21 protein-coding genes and 1 other RNA gene are annotated in these 23,599 nt (G+C 54.5%); 13 read left to right on the forward strand and 9 right to left on the reverse strand.

Translation table 11 applies throughout. The features are described 5' to 3' along the window. Window positions 1–26: 26 nt before the first annotated feature. The gene (locus AC2D8P_RS13585) at window positions 27–938 is read right to left on the reverse strand and encodes a FecR family protein (protein ID WP_484703326.1); all 912 of its coding nucleotides are present in this window, start codon (window positions 936–938) and stop codon (window positions 27–29) included. Window positions 939–1,363: 425 nt separating this feature from the next. Between AC2D8P_RS13585 and AC2D8P_RS13590 the strand changes: the two genes are divergently transcribed. The 5 genes from AC2D8P_RS13590 (at window position 1,364) to AC2D8P_RS13610 (ending at window position 8,156) form a co-directional block, all read left to right on the forward strand. Further along, window positions 1,364–3,568: a SulP family inorganic anion transporter gene (locus AC2D8P_RS13590; protein ID WP_484703327.1), complete on the forward strand. Its 2,205-nt coding sequence runs from the start codon at window positions 1,364–1,366 to the stop codon at window positions 3,566–3,568. Window positions 3,569–3,777: 209 nt separating this feature from the next. After that, window positions 3,778–4,473: a cyclic nucleotide-binding domain-containing protein gene (locus tag AC2D8P_RS13595; RefSeq protein ID WP_484703328.1), complete on the forward strand. Its 696-nt coding sequence runs from the start codon at window positions 3,778–3,780 to the stop codon at window positions 4,471–4,473. A gap of 294 nt (window positions 4,474–4,767) precedes the next feature. Continuing rightward, window positions 4,768–5,520 (forward strand): cytochrome c biogenesis CcdA family protein, encoded by a 753-nt coding sequence (locus tag AC2D8P_RS13600; RefSeq protein ID WP_484703329.1) that lies wholly within the window; start codon window positions 4,768–4,770, stop codon window positions 5,518–5,520. 60 nt (window positions 5,521–5,580) lie between these two features. Beyond that, on the forward strand, window positions 5,581–6,780 hold the full coding sequence (locus AC2D8P_RS13605) for a hypothetical protein (RefSeq protein ID WP_484703330.1): 1,200 nt from the start codon (window positions 5,581–5,583) through the stop codon (window positions 6,778–6,780). Then, on the forward strand, window positions 6,777–8,156 hold the full coding sequence (locus tag AC2D8P_RS13610) for a cytochrome P450 (protein ID WP_484703331.1): 1,380 nt from the start codon (window positions 6,777–6,779) through the stop codon (window positions 8,154–8,156). The genes AC2D8P_RS13605 and AC2D8P_RS13610 overlap by 4 nt, the downstream gene beginning before the upstream one ends. Here AC2D8P_RS13610 and AC2D8P_RS13615 read toward each other — a convergent pair. Both AC2D8P_RS13615 and AC2D8P_RS13620 read right to left on the reverse strand, forming a co-directional pair. Next, the gene (locus AC2D8P_RS13615) at window positions 8,132–8,359 is read right to left on the reverse strand and encodes a ribbon-helix-helix domain-containing protein (RefSeq protein WP_484703332.1); all 228 of its coding nucleotides are present in this window, start codon (window positions 8,357–8,359) and stop codon (window positions 8,132–8,134) included. The two genes, AC2D8P_RS13610 and AC2D8P_RS13615, sit on opposite strands and share 25 nt — an antisense overlap. Beyond that, window positions 8,356–8,532 carry a DUF4169 family protein gene (locus AC2D8P_RS13620; protein ID WP_484703333.1) on the reverse strand — a complete coding sequence of 59 codons (177 nt, stop codon included), beginning with the start codon at window positions 8,530–8,532 and terminating at the stop codon, window positions 8,356–8,358. The genes AC2D8P_RS13615 and AC2D8P_RS13620 overlap by 4 nt, the downstream gene beginning before the upstream one ends. A gap of 121 nt (window positions 8,533–8,653) precedes the next feature. Here AC2D8P_RS13620 and AC2D8P_RS13625 point away from each other — a divergent pair, with 121 nt between their 5' ends. Next, complete coding sequence (locus AC2D8P_RS13625; RefSeq protein ID WP_484703334.1) at window positions 8,654–8,968, forward strand: hypothetical protein; 315 nt, start codon at window positions 8,654–8,656, stop codon at window positions 8,966–8,968. 40 nt (window positions 8,969–9,008) lie between these two features. Here AC2D8P_RS13625 and fumC read toward each other — a convergent pair whose 3' ends face one another. From fumC to AC2D8P_RS13650, 5 genes are all read right to left on the reverse strand, one after another. Further along, window positions 9,009–10,400 (reverse strand): class II fumarate hydratase, encoded by a 1,392-nt coding sequence (fumC, locus tag AC2D8P_RS13630; protein ID WP_484703335.1) that lies wholly within the window; start codon window positions 10,398–10,400, stop codon window positions 9,009–9,011. A gap of 82 nt (window positions 10,401–10,482) precedes the next feature. After that, on the reverse strand, window positions 10,483–10,938 hold the full coding sequence (locus AC2D8P_RS13635; protein ID WP_484703336.1) for an SspB family protein: 456 nt from the start codon (window positions 10,936–10,938) through the stop codon (window positions 10,483–10,485). Between the two features lie 130 nt (window positions 10,939–11,068). Continuing rightward, window positions 11,069–11,785, reverse strand: coding sequence for a DUF1194 domain-containing protein (locus AC2D8P_RS13640; protein ID WP_484703337.1), 717 nt, complete (start codon window positions 11,783–11,785; stop codon window positions 11,069–11,071). A 59-nt stretch (window positions 11,786–11,844) separates the two neighbouring features. Then, window positions 11,845–12,195, reverse strand: a transfer-messenger RNA (tmRNA) gene (gene ssrA, locus AC2D8P_RS13645). A 20-nt stretch (window positions 12,196–12,215) separates the two neighbouring features. Continuing rightward, window positions 12,216–12,953, reverse strand: coding sequence for a FadR/GntR family transcriptional regulator (locus AC2D8P_RS13650; RefSeq protein ID WP_484703375.1), 738 nt, complete (start codon window positions 12,951–12,953; stop codon window positions 12,216–12,218). 115 nt (window positions 12,954–13,068) lie between these two features. Here AC2D8P_RS13650 and acuI point away from each other — a divergent pair, with 115 nt between their 5' ends. Beyond that, window positions 13,069–14,058, forward strand: coding sequence for an acryloyl-CoA reductase (gene acuI / locus AC2D8P_RS13655; protein ID WP_484703338.1), 990 nt, complete (start codon window positions 13,069–13,071; stop codon window positions 14,056–14,058). Window positions 14,059–14,130: 72 nt separating this feature from the next. On the opposite strand, the gene AC2D8P_RS13660 is transcribed toward acuI, so the two are convergent. Further along, window positions 14,131–15,978 (reverse strand): BCCT family transporter, encoded by a 1,848-nt coding sequence (locus tag AC2D8P_RS13660; protein ID WP_484703339.1) that lies wholly within the window; start codon window positions 15,976–15,978, stop codon window positions 14,131–14,133. A gap of 415 nt (window positions 15,979–16,393) precedes the next feature. Between AC2D8P_RS13660 and AC2D8P_RS13665 the strand changes: the two genes are divergently transcribed. From AC2D8P_RS13665 to AC2D8P_RS13690, 6 genes are all read left to right on the forward strand, one after another. Then, window positions 16,394–17,638, forward strand: coding sequence for an aminotransferase class V-fold PLP-dependent enzyme (locus tag AC2D8P_RS13665; RefSeq protein ID WP_484703340.1), 1,245 nt, complete (start codon window positions 16,394–16,396; stop codon window positions 17,636–17,638). Between the two features lie 166 nt (window positions 17,639–17,804). Next, complete coding sequence (locus AC2D8P_RS13670; protein ID WP_484703341.1) at window positions 17,805–18,245, forward strand: TrgA family protein; 441 nt, start codon at window positions 17,805–17,807, stop codon at window positions 18,243–18,245. Between the two features lie 24 nt (window positions 18,246–18,269). Further along, window positions 18,270–19,379 carry an NUDIX domain-containing protein gene (locus AC2D8P_RS13675; protein ID WP_484703342.1) on the forward strand — a complete coding sequence of 370 codons (1,110 nt, stop codon included), beginning with the start codon at window positions 18,270–18,272 and terminating at the stop codon, window positions 19,377–19,379. A 53-nt stretch (window positions 19,380–19,432) separates the two neighbouring features. Next, complete coding sequence (locus AC2D8P_RS13680; RefSeq protein WP_484703343.1) at window positions 19,433–20,470, forward strand: cysteine synthase A; 1,038 nt, start codon at window positions 19,433–19,435, stop codon at window positions 20,468–20,470. Next, on the forward strand, window positions 20,470–22,881 hold the full coding sequence (locus AC2D8P_RS13685; RefSeq protein WP_484703344.1) for a DUF3772 domain-containing protein: 2,412 nt from the start codon (window positions 20,470–20,472) through the stop codon (window positions 22,879–22,881). The genes AC2D8P_RS13680 and AC2D8P_RS13685 overlap by 1 nt, the downstream gene beginning before the upstream one ends. Further along, window positions 22,878–23,594, forward strand: coding sequence for an alanyl-tRNA editing protein (locus tag AC2D8P_RS13690; RefSeq protein WP_484703345.1), 717 nt, complete (start codon window positions 22,878–22,880; stop codon window positions 23,592–23,594). The genes AC2D8P_RS13685 and AC2D8P_RS13690 overlap by 4 nt, the downstream gene beginning before the upstream one ends. The last annotated feature ends 5 nt before the right edge of the window (window positions 23,595–23,599 follow it).

Consider the following 23,599-nt stretch of genomic DNA (forward strand, 5'->3'; position numbering starts at 1 on the left):
CAAGCCGGGGGCTTTTGCGGGCGGCTCTATTTTTTCCCGCCTTTGTTTCCGCCACCATTATCTGCGCCACGTCCATTGCCGGTGCCAAACCCATTTTGCCCCGCGCTTACACCTCCGCCCTTGCCTTCGCTAGGACCTAATTCGCCACTGTTGCCGGGAAAGTCGCCAGACGGAGGTGCCGGAGGCTCAGGGGCTGGTGGTTCAGGCGCAGGAGGCTGTGTTTGAGCAGGTTCGGCGCGCGGTTCTTCGATGGATTCCACGACGACTTCCGCGTGCCGCGAGCAACTGGATATATCCGTGTCGAAGCCCGTGCCGATCGCAGGCGGTTCCTGGAAAAAGTAAAACTGCGTACCCAGAGCCTCAAGCGCATCGACCCCCTCGATTTCCTCTATGGCAATATTACGAGGGGCAATCGATATCGAGCAGGGATCAGCGAAAACCTTACAGGTGTTCGCATTCCGGCACATCTGAACTTCGCCATCGAACAGTGCCATCAAAGTTTCACCCTCAACGATCGCGATGTCGAAAACAGTCCCGCGAATACCCATGGTCGCTGTCGGTGTCGTGATTTTGTAAACCTCGCGGTCACTCTTGCCGGAGATAAAACGAAAACCCCCGCCGATCGCCTTGATCGCAAAACGGCTCGCGCGATTAGAAGAACTCATCAACACATCGGTGATTTCAAGCCTGGAATTTGGCCCGATTGCAATCATCGTTCCGTCGTCGAATACAAGCTCAACCCGAGAGTTCGCGTCGGTCTCCACCGTGCTGCCTTGTTCAATTCGGGCCCCATTGCTTAACGCAGACACCGAAGCTCCGTCAGAAACAGAGGGTTGTCCGACCAATCCCGCGACGGTCGCAATTGGTGCCGCTATCGCAGAGATCGCCATTCCAGTAAATATTGTGAAAAACAATGTTAAAAACTTAACAATTCGCATTAAAGCCATACCCACACCAAATATAAATTGAGCCCCCGACTAGGCCTGCCCGCCCTAATTGCCGATGGGTAATTGAATAGCAAAAAGTAAAAAAATTCAAGGAAATTAAAAAATTCTGGTCTTTTCAGCCATAAACTTGAAGAATCTTAACCCAATTTCTCAAAATTTCTCGATATTAGATCATACTGCCTAGTTCGATTCGGAAACTGCCAATGCAAATCGGAACAGCGCGATAAAATGTAATTATTCTACATCCTCTATACTCCAAAGCGGCTGCATTTTGAGTTTGTAACGCAACACGTCGACGGGAGTTTGCATATCTATTTTATCTGTCGCGCCTCTACGCCATTGCGATAGGTCATGGAAATTTCTTGATAATTTACACCATTCCCCTCTAACTTCCTTGCACATGATGGGAATTCAGTATGACAGTGGAGCGTGGGTTTGACGACGACACGGTTTCAAATTTTGATTTGAGCCCAACCGGATTGGCTAAGCTAACTGTCGCGCTGATCGTCATCTCAGCGCTTGCTTTGTCATTCGTGGTCTCATTCGCGGCCTTTATCTACAACGGCCTACTCGCGTCACATTTGAGCATGGGAATAGGATTGGCCCTAATCGGTTCCGTTGCGATGCCGATCATCGTGGCATTCAGATCAACGGGTTCTGGCGTTGTGTGCCATGTGCAAGACGCGCCAACCCTGCTTTTGGCTGGTGCAGCTGCGTCGATAGCTGCGGCCTTATCTACCACCGCGCCAGAACAGATGTTTCCAACCGTGGCAACGCTTGTCGGGGTTACGTCGATCTTCACCGGGATTACCTTGTTTCTGGCAGGAAGGTTCCGGCTGGGTGCAATCGCACGGTTCATACCCTATTCCGTAATTGGCGGGTTTTTAGCCGCGACCGGACTTCTGCTGACGACCGGCGCTATTTCGATGATTTTAAAGGACACGATCACGGTTTGGAATCTGGCCACAATCTTTGAGAGTGGTAAGCTGATGTTCTGGTTGCCCTGGTTCGCGTTCAGTGCGCTGCTTGTCCTACTCACCCGTAACTATAAATCTGAAATGACATTGCCTGCCGCTTTAGCCCTGGCTGCGGTGGTGTTTTTTACCGTTCTTTATTTCAAGGGAATGGACTTGGAACAGGCAGGCGAATTGAATCTTCTGCTTGGCCCGTTTCCGAATGACAGTTTTTTTCAGGGTCTGTCCTTTGACATTCCGGCACAGGCCAATTGGGGCGCAATTGTAACCCATTCACCCACGATCATAGCAGTTGCTGGTGTTTCCGCGATTGGCTTGTTGCTAAACTCAAGCGCCTTGGAAGTGGCGTTGGATCAGGAACTTGATCTGGAGCATGAACTGAAAACGGTGGGATCATCGAATGTTATTTCCGGGATGACCGGGGGGTTTGTTGGGTTCCATCTTTTGGGTGAAACAATTTTCGCAAACAAAATGGGTGCTACTGGACGGGCCGCAGGTATCGCTGTGGGCCTTTCAGCGATGATCCCATTGGTTCTGGGAACCCAGATCATTGGTGCGTTTCCCGTTGGGCTTGCCGCGGCTGTGGTCGCTTATCTGGGGTTGGATTTGCTCTATGAATGGATTTGGGTTCAACGTCGCCGCCTGCCACGGGGCGATAAACTGATCATCGCCTTGATCCTGATGGCCGCGGCAACGCTCGGATTTCTGCAGGCGCTTGCGCTTGGTCTGTTGGCGGCATTGATCCTTTTCGTGATGTCATACGCGCGCGTTGATGTGGTTCGCTTAAAGACCTCGATCGCATCACGTCGATCGTCAATAGAGCGGGGGCCAGAGGAGTTGGCCTATCTCGCCGATCACGGGGCCGGATCACAGATATTCGAACTCAGCGGGTATCTGTTCTTTGGGACAGCAAATTCCCTGATGGAGACACTCAAGGAAGAGGTATCATCAGCGTCGCCCCCGCGTGCGATCATATTTGATTTTACACATGTCATTGGTCTCGACACATCTGCCAACTTCGCCTTAACACGCATTGCAGAAATCTGTGCTCTGCACGGTGTCACGTTCGCAGTCTCGGGTGCTTCCGAAACCTTGGTTGCACAACTGAAGCTGGGCGAGGCGTTCGACAGCTCACAGAATTATACCTCGTTGGACGACGCGTTAATTTCGTTAGAAGCCGACGTTCTCTCCAGATCTGAAAACATCCATTCCAGTGCACCTGTACAAAATCTGTTGAAGGAGATCCTTCCCCAGTTACCGCAAATTGATCCTACGCAGTTCACGCAGTTCCTGTCACTTACAGCCGGTGACGCACTGTTCACCGAACAATCGAAGTCGACCGAAGTCTATCAATTGCTGTTGGGGGAACTTCGTGCAGAAATTTCCGACCAAGATGGCAACAAACATGTCGTCGCCCGCTTCCGGCCCGGTGCCCTTGTTGGCGAGATGGCTTATTATGCAAACGCACCCCGTTCAGCCGCCATTGTTGCCGATACGCCTGTTGAGGTCCTGCAAATCAGTTTGGAAAATATACCAGCAACGATTGAAGGGCGGGCGGTTGCTGCGGAACTTCACCGTCGCGCGGCCGGGTACTTGGCTCAACGCGTTTTGCGAATGAACAAACTGTTCCGGGACGCTGGTTTCTGAGCGTTGTCTGCCGTCGAAGTCGAAGGTTATTTCGGACTTTCAGAGAAAAACTCGGCAGCATGTGGACGGGCCATCGCCGAATGGATGTGTCCATTGGCAAGGTTCACAGTTTATAAGAATTTCCCACTCTTCATCAGAGATCTTAAAAAACGACCTGCAATTTATGAAAATTGCGGTTAGGAATGATCTGCGGACATGGGGGAACGTGTATGGATTGGTTGCTGTCGCAACAGATGTATGAGGTTGCGGGCTTTTTGGGGGTGGCCGTTTATCTGGGGTCGTATGCAGCTTTGCAACTTGGTTATATCCGGGGCGCCGGTTACCTTTATGCCCTGCTGAATCTGATCGCGGCGTCGCTGGTCTTGCTATCGCTCGCGTCAAATTTCAATCTGTGGTCCGCGATCATTCAGCTCAGTTGGATCACGATCAGCGTTTTCGGCATCACCCGCTATTTTATACTAACCCACCGTATCCGTTTCACAGCCGAGGAGCGCGCCCTGTATGAGGGCGCCCTGGCCGATATGCCGTATCTGGACGTGCGACAGTTGTTGGATGCTGGATACTGGTGCAACCGCCCAGATGGGGCAGAGATTGCCACCCATGGAGAGGAGATTGGCACGCTCTACTATCTGGCCGAAGGTGTGGTTGAGATCCGCTCGGGCGATGTCGTGATCCGTGAACTGGGGGCCCCGAATTTTATTGGCGAATTGACCTGTTTCACCGGCGAACCCGCCAGCGCCACGGTGCGCGCTGTCGGGACCATTCGGCTGTTTGCGATCGATACAGGCGCGTTGCAAGACCTATGCCGCAAAAACCCCGATATCCGGATTGAGCTGGAAAGCAGCCTTGCCCGAGACACACGAAGCAAGCTGATTGAGGCAACCAAACAGCTAAGCGCCGGGTGACTGAATAGTCTGCCCGGGTGTTGGAGTGAACATGCCGAATGACAGTAGTTGCGAGGATAATTTCTAGTTCCCCTTGAACAACTAGGGCACGGTGATCCATTTGGTAGACGCGCAGCGTTGAGGTCGCTGTGGGGTAACTCCCGTGGAAGTTCGAGTCTTCTCGACCGCACCAAATAGCAGATCCCCTGAGAAGTATTGCTTACACGCTTTGAAACAAACGCAGATGTGACCATCTGTTGCGTGACGGGGTAGGAATTTTCGCGTATCTGGTCATAGGCCAGAGGTATTGAGCAGATGTTTGGATTCGATCTTTTCGACGCGAGTTTGTTGCCGTCTATGCTGATTGCAATGACGGGTGGGATTCTGTCTTTCCTCAGCCCTTGCGTTTTACCCGTCGTGCCACCCTATCTGGCCTATATGGGTGGTGTGTCTGTCTCTGATATGGGGGATGATGTTTCGGCCCGAAGACGGGTTCTGTTGTCGGCATTGTTCTTTGTCATGGGTCTTTCGACGGTGTTTTTGCTTTTGGGGGCAAGCGCGTCGGTTTTTGGGAAGTTCTTTCTGCAAAATCAACAATGGTTCGTCATGTTGTCGGGCCTTGTAATTATGATTTTTGGGGGCCATTTCGTCGGGGTTTACCGGATCGGAATAATGGATCGCGAAATGCGGTTTGAGGCCGGCGATAGGGGTGGCTCTGCCTTTGGCGCCTATGTTTTGGGGTTGGCATTTGCCTTTGGCTGGACACCCTGTATCGGTCCACAGCTTGGAACCATTTTGACATTGGCAGCCCAAGATGGGTCAGTGTCGCGTGGGGCCTTCTTGTTGTTTGTCTATGCCCTGGGTCTGGGAATTCCATTTCTGTTGGTTGCTGCGTTCTTTCCGAACCTTCGCGGCGTGATGAATTGGATGAAACAACATATGGAACAGATCGAACGGATTATGGGCCTGTTGTTGTGGACGGTTGGGTTGATGATGATCACCGGAAATTTCACCGATTTGGCCTGGTGGCTGAACGAAACTTTCCCGGTCTTGCAAAGATTTGGCTAAGCGGACTTAACCTTGAACCCAAGCATCGCTAATCTGCGCGCAGGCAGAGCGGGGATATCAGTGGCAGAGACAGGCAAAGTCCGGACGAGGCGGGTGTTCTATATCCCGGGCTTTGATCCATTTCCGGCGCGCCGGTACAGGGAGCTCTATCGCAAGGAAGCTGCAAAACAAGCCGCGTTATCAGGATATAGAATGGATATCGCGACCTTGCCGGAAACTCGGGCCGATAGTTGGCAGGTCTCGGCGAAATTTGATGGGGAAGTGTCCAAGACTGAAGTCGAGGTACTGGTTTGGTCGGATATCGTTTCTGCTGCCATGGGCAATTCGATTACAAAGACTTACGGATACTTGTTTCAGACCATATTCGTGTATGTTGCCAGCGGCGCAATATTTCGGCTGGTCCGGATGCGAAAAGGTCCAGTGATCGCAGCCTTTTATCCGGTGGCATTGATGTTTTCGCAACTGGCAGTGGCTGTTTTGCTGGCTGTGCTTTTGCTTAACTGGGTTGGTGCCATACACCCGTTTGGTGGGATGATCGTCGCGGTATTTGCCTTTGCTGGGGTGATGCAGCTGTTTCGTCATCTGGATCGGCATATCTATGCCCATTACCTGATGCAGGATTATGCGTTCACCGCGCAAGGGAGGGGAACATACTCACCAGAATTACAGGCGCGGCTGGACCAGTTTCGCGCCCGAATCGAAACCGCAGTGTCGGAAGATGTTGATGAGGTGCTGGTCATCGGGCATTCGTCGGGCGTTTATTTGGGGGTGAGTGTTCTGGCAGAGCTTTTGCGGCGTGAACGACCAGCGGGCGCCAAATTGTCTTTCCTGTCGCTGGGGCAGGCGGTTCCGATGATATCGTTCCTGCCGCGGGCCACCGAGTTGCGGCGTGATCTGGCAGCGCTGTCGCGATCAACGCAACTGACATGGGTGGATGTCAGCGCACCGGGCGATGGCTGCTCATTTGCCCTATGTGACCCGGTGGCGGTCACCGGTGTGGCCCCACCGGATAAATGCTGGCCACTGGTACTGTCGGCAGCTTTCAGTCAGACGTTGTCGCCTGAACGATGGAAGGCATTGCGTTGGCGATTCTTTCGGCTACATTTTCAGTACCTCTGCGCCTTTGACCAACCTGGATGGTACGACTATTTCGCCATCACAGCCGGACCACAGACATTGGCAGAGCGTGTTCGCGGCAGGGCACCATCTAAATCGCGGATTGAAGCACCTTTGTCCGGCTACCGGGATATGGCCCCATGAGGCCACCCAGACCCCCGTCACGCCCGGACCGGGTGTCCCTGTGGCGCTATTTACGTTTGTTTCGGCAGGATATCCTGTCGGCCCAACCTGAACGGCTTTATCGCGCTTGGATGGCAGAGTTTCGCACGCCATTTTTCAGATCTTACCTAATCAACCAACCAGAGCTGATCAAACAGGTTTTGCGACAACGCCCGCAGGTGTTTCCAAAGTCTGATCGGGTGGAGGAGGGGCTGCGCCCACTGCTCGGGCGATCAGTCTTCGTAACCAATGGTCAGGAATGGGAGCATCAGCGGCGGATCATTGACCCCGCCTTTGCTGGCGGGCGGCTGAAGGATATCTTTCCAGCGATGCAGGCGGCGGCCGATGCTGCGGTGACCCGGATCGCGCAAATGGACCTGTCGCAGGCGGTTGAGATCGAAGAGATCACAAGTCATATCGCAGCTGATGTGATCTTTCGCACGCTGTTTTCACTGCCGATAGAGGATCAGGTCGCGGGCCAGTTGTTTCGTGAATTCAGGGCCTACCAGCGCAGCCAACCTATTTTGAATGTTGCGGCATTCCTGCGCTTGCCCTCATGGGTGCCGCGCACTCACCGGCGGGACGTGCGCGAAACGGCGGGACGTATTCGCGCCTTGATCCGCGATCTGACAGTCGCACGAATGGCAGAGATTGAGGCCGAAACAGCCCCCGATGATCTGGCAACTCGGATTATGACGACACCTGACCCGCAAACCGGCCAACGGTTTGATGTAGAGGAGATGGTGGATCAGGTGGCGATCTTTCTGCTCGCGGGCCATGAAACCAGTGCATCAGCGTTGGCTTGGGCGTTGTATTTATTGGCGTTTGATCCAATGTGGCAGAACCGGGTGGCGCAGGAAGCCCTAGCGGTGGACGCGCCCCAAACTATTGCCGATCTGTCTGGGTTTCGGATCAGCCGTGATGTGTTTCGGGAGGCCGTGCGGCTTTACCCCCCCGTTCCAATGATGGTGCGAGAGGCGCGATGTCCCGAAAAGTTTCGCGGGCGAAAAATTAAACCGGGCGCCCAGATCGTGATCAGCCCCTGGCATCTGCATCGGCACCCACGGATGTGGGACAGGCCCGATGAGTTTGACCCGGGTCGATGGGCAACTGAAAACGGCAAAGCCTGTCAGCGCGATGCCTATCTGCCGTTTTCTGCCGGGTCGCGTGTCTGCCCTGGCGCGGGTTTTGCCATGGCCGAAGGGGTGTTGATGCTGTCACGTATCGTGCGGGCGTTTCATCTAGAGGTGGCAGGTGAGCCACCGGTGCCTGTTGCGCATTTGACCGTTCGCTCGGGGGAAGGGATTTGGCTGCAACTAAAGCCCAGAACAGATCAGTCAGACGCGGCCGAGATATAGTGGTTCAGCACATAAACCCGGATGGCGGAGGCGAGGCCAGTATCCATATCGCGGGCTTCATCAATCTCGGCAGCCAGGGCGTTGATCGGCACATCGCGATCATGCGCTATGGCGCGAAAGGCGTTCCAGAATGACTCTTCAAGTGAAACGCTGGTGCGATGACCGCGAAGGGTCAGCGAATGTTTGACGGGGCGGCCGCTCATTCATCCAACCGATGTTGGTCGAGATGGGAGCGCAGCTTGTCCGCCTCTGCCTGATCAAGCGCTTTTTCCGCCTTGCTCCGGCCATGGCGCGCGGCGTTTTCCGTGCCTGCACGCGCTTTCTGGTCTCTTGCCTGCTGTTTTCGCAATTGTCGCAGGTTTATGACTTTGCCCATTTTGTCGAACTCCGATCCGGCCTTGCTTTCATATGATCGTTAAAGCGTTTATGATGCAAGCGGCGGGAATACAGGCCGCAGACCTCGTTGGCAGTAGAAAACGGAACCAAGGGGGAAGACCATGTTTGTAGCACGCTGGCAAATCAAAGCGAAATTCGGCCATCAAAGTGATGTGATCAATCTGATGAAAGAGTGGGACGAAGCCGTGGGCAAAACGCTAGGCGCGGATACCCACAATCAGCGCTATTTGACCGGTCATATCGGCAACGCAGAATCGATGATCGTGCATGAGGTCGAGATTGAAAATCTTGGCGAGATGGACGAATTCTTTGCACAGCTCGCAACGGTAGAGATTCACAAAGATTGGGGGCGAAAACTGTCAGACGTCGTCGTTTCCGGCAGTTCCAGATGGGAAATTCTACGCGTTTTAGACTGAGCAAAGATTGGCGCGGCATGAAATACCGCGCCAAAGCTGGCTATTTGGGGCCGATCATCTGTTCTGGCCGCACCACGCGGTCAAAGGTTTCTTCGTCGACAAAGCCCAGATTGATCGCCTCTTCCTTCAGCGTGGTGCCATTCTTGTGCGCGGTCTTTGCAACGGTGGTGGCGTTGTCATAACCGATGGTCGGGGCGAGCGCGGTGACCAGCATCAAGCTTTCATTCATGATCTTGGCGATCCGGTCCTTGTTGGCGCGGATGCCGGAGACGCAGTTGTCGGTGAAGGCCATAGAGGCATCGCCTAAAAGCTGCATGGATTGCAACACGTTATAGGCCATCATGGGTTTATAGACGTTCAGTTCGAAATGCCCTTGCGACCCTGCAAACCCAACGGCCGCGTCATTGCCGAAGACATGGGCGCAAACCTGGGTCAGGGCCTCACATTGTGTGGGATTCACCTTGCCGGGCATAATAGACGATCCCGGTTCATTTTCCGGCAGCATCAATTCACCCAGACCACAACGAGGGCCTGACCCCAGCAGGCGGATGTCATTGGCAATTTTGAACAGGCTGGCCGCCACGGTTTTCAACGCGCCGGACATTTCGACCATGGCGTCATGGGCGGCCAATGCCTCGAACTTGTTTGGGGCCGTGATGAAGGGCAGGCCAGTGATCCGGGCCATGTTTTCCGCCACCTTTTCGCCCCAACCATGTTTGGTGTTGAGCCCAGTACCGACGGCAGTGCCGCCCTGTGCCAGTTCATAGATACGGGGCAGGGCAGATTTCACTCGCACGATACCCATGGCGACCTGATGGGCATAGCCGGAAAACTCCTGTGCCAACGTCAGGGGCGTTGCATCCATCGTGTGGGTGCGGCCAATTTTGATGATGCCGTCAAATTCCTGCACCTTCATTTCCAGTGCTGCATGTAAATGTGCAAGGCCGGGGAGCAGCACATCATGGGCTGTCATCGCGGTGGCGATATGCATGGCGGTGGGGAAGGTATCGTTTGACGATTGCCCCATGTTACAGTGATCGTTGGGGTGTACGGGGGTTTTGGACCCGATCACGCCGCCCATAATTTCGATGGCACGGTTGGCGATCACCTCGTTCGCATTCATGTTGGATTGCGTGCCCGAACCGGTTTGCCAAACCACCAGTGGGAAGTGGTCATCTAGGTCGCCCGACACCACTTCGGATGCGGCCTGAATGATCGCGTCACCCTTATCCTTGTCCAACCCACCTTGTTCGACATTCGCCTCTGCACACGCTTGCTTGATCACGCCCAAAGCGCGGACGATAGCAATGGGTTGTTTTTCCCAGCCAATAGGAAAATTCATAATACTGCGCTGGGTCTGTGCGCCCCAATACCGGTCAGAGGGAACCTCCAATGGGCCAAAGCTGTCGGTTTCAGTACGAGTGGTGCTCATGGTCTCTCCTCCGGGGCGGTTGCACATTCATACCGCCCGCAGTTCAGAATTCAACGTGATTTCAATGCGGCAAATTGCGTGATTATTTACGGAAACTATCGAGGCTGACGACTTCTGCGTCTTTGTGCTCTTCCTCGGCATCGACGATCATCGGGGCCTCAGCAACGTCTTCGTCAACATCATCGCTGTGTATCTCAAACCGCAGACCGAATTCCACGGATGGATCGACAAAGGTGATGATTGCCTCGTAAGGAATATAGAGCGTTTCGGGATGATCCCCAAAGTTCAGGGTGACGGTGAATCCTTCGTCCGTGACATCCAGATCGTCGAACCAATGTTGCATGACGATGGTCATTTCACCGGGATAGCGATCTGAAAGCCAATCTGCGATGTTCACATCGGGGTGCATCGTGTCGAATGTGATGAAAAAATGATGCTCTCCCGGCAATCCATCCGCGGCCACGTCACTCAGAACCTTTTGGATGAGCTGTCGCATGGCGTCATGCATCAAATTTCCATAGTCGATAGAGTTCGACATAGCGTAATAGCCTCTGTTCAAATCACGGGTTCAGCATACGGGATTCCGGCGCGAAGGGAAGAGGCCGAAAGCGGTGAATTTGCAGGATTTTGGGCAAAGGATTCCCGCGCCTTTGGGTGGGTGGTTCAGCTCAATCAACATTGGTGAGATAGCTGTATTGCGCTTGGTCCGTTTTTCGGTTCAACGACAAATTGGGCGTTAGTTCACGCAGCAGTTTACGCCTCATCGCCAATTCATAATTGTGATAGTTATCTGCGACTTCGACAAACGCGCCAGGCCCACCGATGACATTGGTCACGAAGTAAGCGACCGGATCAGGCTTGGCCCCTGAAATGACCAGCCCGTTTACGGTGACGCCTCTTGCCTCTACAGCCACAGCAATTGGCGCAACATCTGGTCCTGAATTGGAAATGCCATCGCCCGAGACATCAATGACCTTTCGTCTGCAGTCGGCGCGCGGATCCTGGAGGAGAAGATCGGCATGAAGTAAGGCGCCAGATACGGATGTATCAGCCATCCAATAGCCCCGATCAATCTGGGTGAAGGTTTCGACGAAATTCAGTGTTGTTTCCAGATCATTCAGATGCCGCCACCCGATGGCTTGGCGTTGTTGACCCTCGCCACCCCACTGGGTCACAGTTACCATCACACCACCCGGTAGGGCTGAGATAATATCCACTACATCCTGATCTAGAAACGCGGCACCAATGCCGTTACGCATCAGCCGGTATTCGAACTTATCGACCGACCGCGACACATCCAGTGCGACCACTAACGCGAGCTCACAGCCAAGGGCAGCTCGTACGCTGGTTCCCAAAGTGAAGAGAATTCCCAACCAGATTTTCATTCCCCAAGGGTACGCGGTTTGTCACGCAAGGCAAATCACATCCGTTTGGCATTTGGGAAAGTGCAGGCTTCTGTTGCCAGGTGCCTGCGAACCCCGCCTGACACTGCTAGGCGTCAGGGCTTAGATTTCGGCTTTTCGCACTGCATTAAGCAGCGAGAGCAACCGGAGCTTTGTTGTCATTTGCAACTAGCTTAAGTGTACCGATAACGGTGGTAACTCACCGGGACAAAGCTAACCCCTTTAGACGTTCGTCGATCCTGTTTCGTCCCCATGATCCCCAAATGAAGGATTTTGGTGGAGACGCCGGGTACCGCCCCCGGGTCCGATCCGCTTATTACGAGCGCGTTTATGTCCATAGTCCCCGAGGGAACAGGACGAATGTAAGCAGTCTGAGGGTGAATGAAAAGAGGCAAGCTTTATGCTGCGCGTATTAATTCCCCGATGCGCCCCGAGATTTTTGCAAGGCGACCTCGTTGAATAATTGAACTGTGTAGGCGGAAAGTTCATCCAGATGGGAAATTACCTGATCGGCGTTCCGGGCTTCTAGCGCATCCGCGATTTTTGCATGCAGATCCACGATGACGTCCCGATCGCGTTGCGTGAATGTCAGCATATTCATCAGGGGTTCGATCGCCTCTATGGCGCCAGCCAATTGATAGGACAAAATCGGGTTGCCCGCACCGTCGACAAGCGCACGGTGAAAGGCCACATCAGAGGTGCAGAATGCCTCATCAGAAAGCCCGGGCTGCGCCTGCCGGTACACTTCCGCCCGCATCGTTGCCAGATGGTCGGTGGTGCGACGTTCCGCCGAAAGCCGGACGCAGGAACGTTCCAGTGCAAATCGCGCCTCGCACGCTGTTTCAAATTTGACCTCGTTCATCGACAGCAGAAGGATCGAGGTGGTGACCTGTTGGCTGTAGGCTTCCTCATAGCGCAACCGGTTCACAAAGGCGCCGCCCGATGCGCCACGCCGGGTGCGGATCAGGTTTTGCGCGGCCAATCGCTTTAACGCCTCGCGCACTGTGGGGCGCGAAACGTTGAAACGTGCAGACAATTCTGCCTCCGACGGCAGGCGGTCATCTACATTCAGCCGCCCTTCGACGATTGCAGACTTAATGTCTTCTGCGATCTGAATAGACAGATCCTGGGGAGGTATGTTTTGTTTCATATTCATTTAAATGTCAGACAATTGACTTTCCGAACTCATCACCCTGTCATACACTGGTTGAGAAGCAGCCACCATACCGCTGTGATTCATCGATTAATAGGAAATGAGATTTGCCATGATACGTGCAGTTGTCGTCGATAGGGATGAAGGCGGGAAAACCAGCGCCGCTGTAAAAGAGATTAGCGAAAGCGATCTGCCAGAAACTGAGGTGACGGTCGCAGTGGAATATTCAACTGTCAACTACAAGGATGGTTTGTGCCTGGGGCCCGGAGGCGGGTTGGTGCGCAGCTACCCGCATATTCCGGGTATTGATTTTGCCGGTACCGTAGAGGCCAGCAGTGATGATCGCTATGCACCCGGTGACAAGGTGGTGCTGACCGGATGGCGTGTGGGTGAGGCCCACTGGGGCGGCTATTCGCAGAAAGCTAATGTTCGCGCGGACTGGCTGGTGCCATTGCCAGACGGGCTGACGACACGACAGGCGATGGCGGTCGGGACAGCAGGTTTCACCGCGATGCTGGCAATCATGGCGCTAGAGGATCACGGTATGGAGCCGGGACACGGGCAAGTGCTGGTGACGGGCGCTGCCGGTGGTGTTGGATCTGTTGCCACGGCCATCCTTGCCAATTTGGGGTATGAGGTCGCGGGCGTAACAGGGCGGCCAGAGTCTGCAGATTATCTGCGTGAACTGGGCGCCACACAGATCGTGCCACGGGAAGAATTGAACGAAACCACAAAACGCCCGCTGGAGAGCGAATCCTGGGCCGGCTGCGTTGATGCCGTGGGCGGTACGATGCTGGCGCGGGTGTTGGGGCAGATGAAATATGGTGCATCTGTTGCCGCGGTTGGGCTCGCAGGTGGGGCAGTCTTGCCTGCGACCGTCATTCCGTTCCTGTTGCGCGGGGTGAACCTGTTGGGGATCGACAGTGTTCTGCAACCCTATGACAACCGGGTGCGGGCATGGCAGCGTGTCGCGCGGGATTTGCCGATGGATAAGTTGGAGGCAATGATCCGGCCTGCCACGCTTGATGATCTTCCACAGTTGGGGGCCGATATCCTGAGCGGTCAGGTTCAGGGCCGGGTGGTTGTTGACGTTAACGCCTGATTAAAAAACTGGTCCGAACAAAAGAAAACGGCGCCGCAAATTGCGGCGCCGCTCTATTTTATTTGTCAGCGATTACTCTGCAGGTTGACTTGCAGGTTCGTCGCCATGTTTGTCACGCAGGCTGTCGCGATAGAGCGCCTTGGCCAATGAGGCCATCATCAGACCCATAACCATGGTGAAGGGCAGGGCGCCGATGATCATTGCGTTTTTCAGCGCATCCATCGGGTTGTTTTCACCTGCCGCCACAATCAGCGTACCGATCACCGCGGTCAGGATCAGACCCCAGATGATGCGGTGCTTGATACCGGTTTCCTGGCTGCCACCAGACATGATGGTGTTCATAACAAGAATACCGGAGTCAGCAGATGTGACCAGGAATGTCATGATCAAAACCACACACATGATGGTTATGCCTTGCAGAAATCCGCCCTCGATCATGAAGGCAAGCGTCGCAAACAGTTTGTTAGTGTTAGAGGCACCAATGATCGCGCCTTCAGCCGCACCTGACAGTTCCAGATCAATTGCCGTGCCGCCCAGGATGGTCATCCAGGCGAAACACACCAGTGCCGGTGCAAAGACACAGCCCAGGATGAATTCACGAACCGTACGACCGCGAGAGATACGAGCAAGGAACAGACCAACGAAAGGCGAGAACGCAATCCACCAAGCCCAGTAGAAGGTTGTCCAACCAGCTTGCCAGCCGAACTGACGGCCTTGGTTGCCGGCTTCGTAAACTGCAGCCAGCGTGGCTTCGTCCAGTTCCGCAGCTCCACCTTCAAGACCAGACTTGAAGCCTGCAAAGCCATCAGAACCGGCCCATGCCATCCATGGGTTGGTTGCGCCACCGTACAGTTCGCCGGCGAATGGTTGCGCTGCTGCTGGCAGGGATGCCGCAAAATCAGCTTCGCTAAGCGGGCCGAATGCATTGAAGCTAATCGAGATGAAGTTGATGATATAATCGATCAGCGCTGTTGCGTATGTGGTCATCGCGAACAGGAACGAGCCAAAAATCACAAATGTCAACAACAGGATCAGCGACAGAACCAGGTTCAGGTTTGACAGGTACTTAACGCCGCGGCCAACACCGGAGACAGCCGAAATGATCGACAGACCCATGATCACGAGCAGACCTGATACCAGACCAACCTTGGATGGTGTCGGGACGTCACCAGTCATATCCATGACCCATTCCATACCAGTGATGGCGTACACACCGTCGATGAATTGGCTGACACCAAAGCCGATGGTAACCGAAACACCCAGGATCGTTGCGACAACGCCCAGGACGTCTACGATATGTCCAACCGGGCCGTTGACCAGTTTGCCCAGCAGTGGGGTCAAGGCCGAACGGATCGTCAGCGGCATATCGCGCGTGTAGGCGTAGTATGCCAAGGACAAGCCTGTTACGACATAGATCGCCCATGCATGAAAGCCGTAGTGAGCAAATGTGAAGCGATACCCTGATTGAAGTGCTTCTTCGGTATTGCCGGTGACGTCACCTGCAATCACAACAGGGTTTGAGCCCCACAGGCCCAGAGGCTCTGCAGTTGCAAAGACCATCAGGCCCACGCCTAGACCGGCACCAAACATCATGGAGAACCATGAGAAATTCGAAAACTCTGTTCCCTCTCCGGGTTTGCCCATCAAACGCTTACCTGTCGAAGGCAAGGCCGCGATGACAAACAGAAAGAATGCAAACAATCCTACGATGATGATGTAGAATTGGTTAAAGATGTTCAGCAAGCTGCTGTTCCAGCTGCCAAGTGTGCTGTTGGCATTGCCTGGAAAGATCAGTGCCCACAGGACGAGCGCGACCATGATCGATTTACTGATCAATGCAATGGGCACACTGTTGTTTTCATAAAATCCTGATGGAGCTTTCGGAATCTCCACTTCGGTAAACGGCGGTTTGATACTCATTTCTCTTCCCTGAGTCTGTTTCGCAAGTCGAGGACGTTACTGTCAGCAACGGATGTTATTATTGTTATTGGTGGTGATGAATGTGCGCGTTGTCCTCATCCGGCGAGTTTGTTGATGGCTCCGTTGCTTGCCTGCACATGTGCGTCGCACAGTGGAAGAAAAGCGACATTTGAGCAATTATATTTTTCTTAAGCGCATTTCAGTTTCCTTTTTATAGTATATCGACACGTGTGTAGGCACAACATGTGGTTTGCTTCGGGGTATATTGTTGCTCCCATGCCAATGTCGCGGATAGACCAAAGCGCGACCGCTCAAATATCGAGGTTCCAGAGTATGGAAAGTTTGACAAGCGGGGCTTGCAATTTGACGCGACTTGGTCCTCTCATCCGCGAGAAGTATTAAGGAGATTGAAGGCATGAGCAAACTGACCTCGCTCGATGTGGAATTTGTTCGCGGGCAGTTCCCCGCTTTCAGTGAGCCAGAGCTTGCGGGACAGGCATTTTTTGAAAATGCCGGTGGCAGTTATACCTGTTCACAAGTGATCAATCGTCTGATGCGGTTCTATCATCAGCGCAAGGTTCAACCCGATGAGGCCAACAATGCTTCGCGACTTGCTGGTGAAGAAATGGACGAAGCCAGAACGCGCTTGTCCGCGATGTTGGGGGTGGAAGAAGACGAGCTGAGCTTTGGACCATCAACATCCCAGAACACCTATGTCTTGGCGCAAGCATTTAGGGGCATGTTGAAACCTGGCGATGCGATTGTGGTCACCAATCAGGATCACGAGGCAAATTCGGGTGTCTGGCGCCGGCTGGCGGATGACGGAATAGAAGTGCGCGAATGGGCGTTAAACGCCGATAGCGGGCGTCTGGAACTGGAGGAGCTGAAAACCCATCTCGATGAACGGACAAAGCTTGTGTGTTTTCCACATTGTTCCAACGTCATCGCCGAAATCAATCCGGTAAAAGACATCTGCGACCTGGCGCATTCTGTGGGCGCTTTTGCCTGTGTCGACGGGGTAAGTTACGCCCCGCATGGCTTGCCCAATGTTGGTCAATTGGGCGCCGATATCTATCTGTTTTCATCTTACAAAACCTACGGTCCGCATCAGGGGATCATGGTGGTGCGACGGACCTTGGCGGACCTGCTGCCCAATCAGGGGCATTATTTCAATGCAGGGGTTCGATACATGCGATATACGCCAGCGGGGCCCGATCACGCGCAAGTTGCCGCCTGCGCAGGGATCGCTGATTATATTGATGCGCTTTATGATCATCACGTTAAGGCGGGGACGAACAATGCGTCCGCTTCTGAACGGATGGCTTCGGTTCATGATCTGATGCGTGCGCGTGAAACCAAACTGCAGCAACCCTTGCTGGACTATCTGGCGCAGCGCAACAATTTGCATCTGTTGGGGCCACGTGATGCAGCGCTCCGGGCGCCGACGGTTGCGGTGGCTCTGGATGACGTTCGCGGCGATGAAACAGCCCGCTTGGCCGAACATGGAATTATGGCAGGGCGCGACGATTTTTATGCAGTGCGTCCCCTGTCAGCGCTGGGGATAAACACCGATACGGGGGTGCTCAGGTTGAGTTTCTTGCATTACACGCATGAAGACGAAATCGCCCAATTGATCACTGCGTTGGACCAAGTGATCTAGACCGGCGTCGCGTTTGCGGCAATTTCCACCGGTCTGTTTTGAAATTCAGGCGTTGCAATCCTACACCGCCGGATCAGACTTATGGATGCCCAACGCTGAAACCTTGCTGCTTTTGGGCTTAAAGTAGGCTAAAATCGCGCCTGAGGTATAAAAATCGAGTGTAATCATGTTTACAGCTGCGCGTTTAATCGGAGCAATTTATTTCGCTGGCCTGGGATTTTACCTGTCGAGCATTGTCATCCCATTGCTACCGCAACAAGGCGGCTTGGGCCATTTCACAAACATCAATGTTGCTGCAGGTTTGGTGGCTGGTTGGTTTATTTTGGGGCCGCGGGCCAAGGGGACATTTCGAAATGCGATCGGTGCAGGCCTGACAACGGCGGTGGCGGGGTTTGCGATGGCCCTCTTTTCCCATGCGGGGGTGGAGATGGTCGATCTCGCGCTGCGTAAGCGTTATGAAACTGCCGTTGAGTCTCTGATCGGGGTTATCGAGGAAGCTTGGAAATTCTTTATGATCGTTGCCACGGCAGAGGTTTTGGCAACGGTGTTGATTGGCGGAATGGTGGGCGGGCTGATTGCGCGCTCTGCCGCTGCGCGCTGGAGATAGGCAAATAAAGTCAGGCGCGCGACATTGACCTCCACCCTTTTTCTGACCGGGCCGCTCGTGGATGAGGCCGTTTTGACGGCTGTTTTGGGCCGTATGCAAAGCGTCGGTGCAGCGTCGGTATTACGGCTGTATGGCTGGCAGGCATTTGGCGGGCAGACCGGGGTAGAGTGCCTGATACCCGCAGATCCAGATAAATTCGCTGCAGGACACCTGATCACCGTCAAAGCGGCAGAGAAGGACCGTCTAGAGTTTTACCTGTCTTCCAATCCTGGGTACTGGGTAAATGCTGATGTCGGTAAAAACTCTGAAAACTGTCTGATCTGGCGGGCAGAGGAAATTCCTGTTTCGGGTGGAGTGGATCCTGACGCAAGCCCCGATATCGATGACATGCGGATTGCCGCGCGCGGGTTGATGGACGTATATGGCCATCTTGCGGTCAGCGATGTCCCAACACGTCTGCACATGCTGACGATGCTGGCCGGTCGCACATACAAGTTGCCTGCAGGACCGATTGAATCAGACCCGTCTTCCATGGGGTTGAAAGATGTCGATGTCAGATCCTACAGGCGTAGGCATGATGGATTTTATGCGCTGGACGAGGTCGCCCTGCGGCATCGTCGATTTGATGGCGAAACATCTTCTGTGCTGCATCGCGAAATACTGGTGTCGATGGATGCGGCGATTCTGTTGCCGTATGATCCGGTTCTGGACCAAGTGCTGTTGTTGGAACAGTTTCGTCCCGGGCCATTTTTGCACAGTGATCCATCCCCATGGATATTGGAGCCCGTGGCCGGTCGTATCGATCGGGGTGAAACCGCCGAGCAGGCAGCCATTCGCGAATCCTGCGAAGAAGCGGGGTTGGAGCTCGGCAGCCTTGAGCGGATTGGCATCTCTTATCCCTCGCCCGGGCTGACCAACGAACGATATCACTGCTTTTTGGGGTTGTGCGATTTGTCAGAGGTTCGCTCTGGTTTTGGTGGAGTATTTGATGAAGGTGAAGATATCAAAAGCCATATCCTTGACTTTGACGTATTGATGGAACGGGTCGATGGCGGGGTGATCAAAGCAGGCCCGCTGATGATTTGTGCACTGTGGTTGGCACGGCATCGTGATCGTTTGCGCGCAGGTGCTTGAGTTCCGCCGAACAGCGTCCTACACAGGGCGAAATAGGAAGGAACTGTACTGACATGCGCATCTGTAATGATCTGGTGGAATCGATCGGCAACACACCCCTGATCCGTCTTGGAAAAGCCAGTGAAGAGACCGGATGTGAAATTTACGGAAAAGCCGAATTTTTAAATCCCGGACAATCCGTGAAGGATCGCGCAGCGCTATATATCATTCGCGATGCCGTCGCGCGCGGGGCGCTGAGACCCGGTGGCACGATTGTCGAAGGCACAGCCGGAAACACCGGTATCGGTTTGGCGCTGGTTGGGGCGGCGATGGGGTTCAAGACCGTGATTGTGATTCCCGAAACCCAAAGCCAGGAAAAGAAAGATATGTTGCGTCTGTGCGGCGCAGAATTGGTTCAGGTTCCGGCGGTTCCTTACAAAAATCCAAACAACTATGTCCGCTATTCCGGGCGGTTGGCCGAAGAATTGGCCAAAACCGAACCTAATGGTGCGATCTGGGCGAACCAGTTTGACAATGTGGCCAACCGTCAGGCCCACATTGAAACCACTGGCCCGGAAATCTGGGACCAGATGGGTGGAAAGATTGACGGGTTTATCTGTGCTGTTGGATCCGGTGGCACATTGGCCGGTGTGGCCCATGCCCTGCGTGAGTGTGATCCGAATGTGAAAATCGGCATTGCCGATCCCGGGGGCGCGGCGCTTTACAACTATTATGCCAAGGGCGAGATGGTGGCAGAGGGGACCTCGATTACCGAAGGGATCGGTCAGGGCCGTATCACCGCCAACCTTGAAGGGCTGAGTGTTGATTATGCCTACCGCGTACCAGATGAGGAGGCCCTGCCAGTTGCCTTTGATCTGCTGTCGGAAGAAGGCCTGATCATGGGTGGATCGACCGGTATCAACGTGGCCGGCGCGATCCGGTTGGCGAAAGATCTGGGCCCGGGCCATCGGATCGTCACCATCCTGTGCGATTACGGCAACCGCTATCAATCCAAGATGTTCAACCCGGCCTTCTTGCGTGAAAAAGGGCTGCCAGTACCGGAATGGCTGGATCGTCCGACCGCGCAGATCCCATCAGTATTTGAGGATTGATGCGGAGGGTATTCGCGTCTCTTCTGGTTTGCCTCGTTTGTTTATCGGGGCTGGCAGAAATTGCCTTTGATCTGCGACCTGCTGTTGCACAAAGCGCAGAGGAGGCAACGCCGGACTATGCGAATTGGGACAAGGTTGTTGACCGGGCACAGCGGGCCATTGACGCTGATCGTGCCTCTGACGCAGCGCTTGAAACACTGCGCATCGAAATGGTTGGTTGGCGCCAGGATTTTCAAGCCGCGCAAAGTGGTGATCAGCTGCGCGAAAAAACCCTACAAGATCAGCTTGATGCATTGGGGCCCGTCGCTGAGGAAGGAACAGAGCCGCGCGAAATTGCCGAACGCCGGGTGGTGCTTTCCGATCAGTTAGCACGAATGCGATTACCCCTGGTGCAAGCCCAGGAAGCTTTTCAGCAGGCGGATGGATTGATCGCAGAACTGGATGCAGTCCTGCGGACCCGTCAAGCCGATGCATTGCTGCGGCTGGGGTATTCGCCACTTAACCCGCCGCATTGGTCATCGCTTATTTCAACCATGTCCCAAGTCGGGGTGATCTTGCGATCAGAGTTCACGGCCGTGTTTTCCAATGCGACAGAGCGGCGAGCATTTCGTGATCGACTGCCGCTGGCGTTGGTATTGTTGTTGATATCAGCGGTGTTGATCGGGCGCGGGCATGTCTGGTCGGAACGGGCGGTCGCGGTTGCCCGAAAGCGGCGTCAGCAACCGGTATTTCGCCTGTTAAGCTTTATCTTCTCGACCGGTAAGGTTTTGCTGCCCTTTGCCGGGGTGATGGTGCTGGTCCACGCCTTGCGGCAAAGCGGGGTCACGGGTTTTCACCTTAGCGGGGTGATCGCGGCCGTGCCTGGTGCGGCGCTGGCATTTCTGATCGCGCGATGGCTGGGGATCAGGATCTTTCCCAAGCAAGATACCGATCAGCCCTATCTGCAACTGAACGAGATTGAAAATCATGGTGGCCGAGTCGCCAGTGCCGTTCTTGGGGCGACTTTGGGCGTAAAGCTGTTGATTGAACCGATGTCCGGATGGAGCAGCGTCGCACCGGTTTCACTTGTGGTTGCGAATTTCATCCTGCTGGTGATCGAGGCGATCGCCTTGCTGCGGTTGGGGCAATTGCTGCGACGGCATTTTGGCCAAAACCAGGAAGCGCAACAAATCTGGGCCCGGATCGGCAATGGGATGTCGTGGCTGGTGATCACGGCGGCCAGCATCGGCGTGGTGTTGGCGGCGATCGGGTATCTGTCGCTGGGATCCATGCTGGTGTTTTCGACAGCGCAATCGTTGGCATTGCTGGCATTTCTGAAAATTCTGCACCGTTTGATCACCGTTTTGTTCGAACTGGTGTCGGCATCGAAAGAGGATAGTGAGCCGTTATCCTCGGTCCTGGTGAGGTTTGTCTTTACCTTGGCCAGCCTTCCCGGATTTGCGCTGATCTGGGGGGTCAGAACGTCCACGCTTTGGGATTGGTGGGCCCGGTTCATCGACGGTGTGTCCATTGGGGACGTGCAGATTTCGCCGGCGAACTTTGTCACCTTTGCCGTGCTTTTCAGCGTCGGGTATGTGGCGACCCGATTGGTCCAGAGCAGCCTGCGCAATTCAGTTCTGCCCAAAACAAAGCTCGATGCGGGTGGGCGCAATGCGATCGTTGTTGGCGCCGGATATACGGGTATTTTTCTGGCGGCTGTGGTGGCGATCACCGGGGCGGGGATTGATCTGTCATCGCTGGCAATTGTTGCTGGTGCCCTGTCAGTGGGCATCGGGTTCGGACTGCAAACCATCGTTTCGAATTTTGTTTCAGGGATTATCCTGCTGATAGAACGCCCCATTTCCGAGGGCGATTGGATCGAGGTTTCGGGGCAGGCGGGCTATGTACGCGATATTTCTGTTCGCTCCACGCGGATCGAGACCTTTGATCAGGCCGATCTGATCATCCCCAATGCCGACCTGATTTCCGGCGTGGTCAAGAATGTCACCAAAGGCAACGATATCGGACGCGTCATTGTGCCCGTTGGCGTGGCCTATGGCACGGATACGAGGCTGGTCGAAACCATCCTGATGGAGATTGCGCAGGCGCACCCACTGGTCGTCACCGAACCGGAGCCAAGTGTGATTTTCCGGGGTTTGGGGGCCAGCAGTCTGGATTTTGAAATTCGCGCCTATCTGCGAGATGTAAACTGGATCATGAGCGCGCTGTCGGACATGAACCATGAAATCGTCCGCCGCTTTGAGGAGGCGGGCATCTCCATCCCATTCCCGCAACAAGATGTCTGGCTGCGCATGGCCGATGGTGCACCCAAATCCGTTTCCTCCGGGGAAACTCACTCCGGGCCGCGCGCTCAGGCCAATCCGACGGCGCGCGATGCCTCTGACGCGGCCAATGATGGGGGGTCAGAATGACCGATACACTGTTTCGTTCGGATGCCTATCTGCGGGAGGCGGCAGCGGTGGTCAAAAGCCACACGGATGAGGGTGGCATCGTGTTGGATGCCTCTATTTTCTATCCGACAGGGGGCGGTCAGCCCGGTGATGCAGGCTGGGTGGCATGGGATGGTCACCAGCTTGAAATCGCCACAGCGGTCAAAGGGGACGGCGACGATATCGTTCTTGTCCCGGCAGAGCCATCGAAAATGCCAAAACCCGGCCAGATCGTGACACAGTCGCTGAATTGGGAACGCCGGCACCGCCATATGCGGGTGCACACGGCGTTGCACCTGTTGTCTGTCGTGATACCCCTGTCGGTGACAGGCGGGTCAATCAGTGCCGAAAAGGGGCGTTTGGATTTCGATATGCCGGATGCGCTGGAGAACAAAGAGGCGATAGAGGCTCAATTGAACGACCTGATCGCACAGGATTTGAGGGTTTCCGAGAGCTGGATCAGCGACGAAGAACTTGCCGCCAATCCGGGTCTGGTCAAGACCATGTCGGTCAAACCGCCCATGGGGGCAGGACATGTGAGATTGGTTCGGATCGGACCGAGCGAAAACCCCATCGATCTGCAACCCTGTGGCGGCACGCATGTGAGCAGCACGGCAGAAATTGGCCCGGTCAGGTTGGGCAAGGTCGAAAAGAAGGGCAAGCAGAACAGGCGGGTCAATCTGCACATCGCTTGAGGGGC

Source organism: Roseovarius sp. YIN77 (assembly GCF_057219155.1).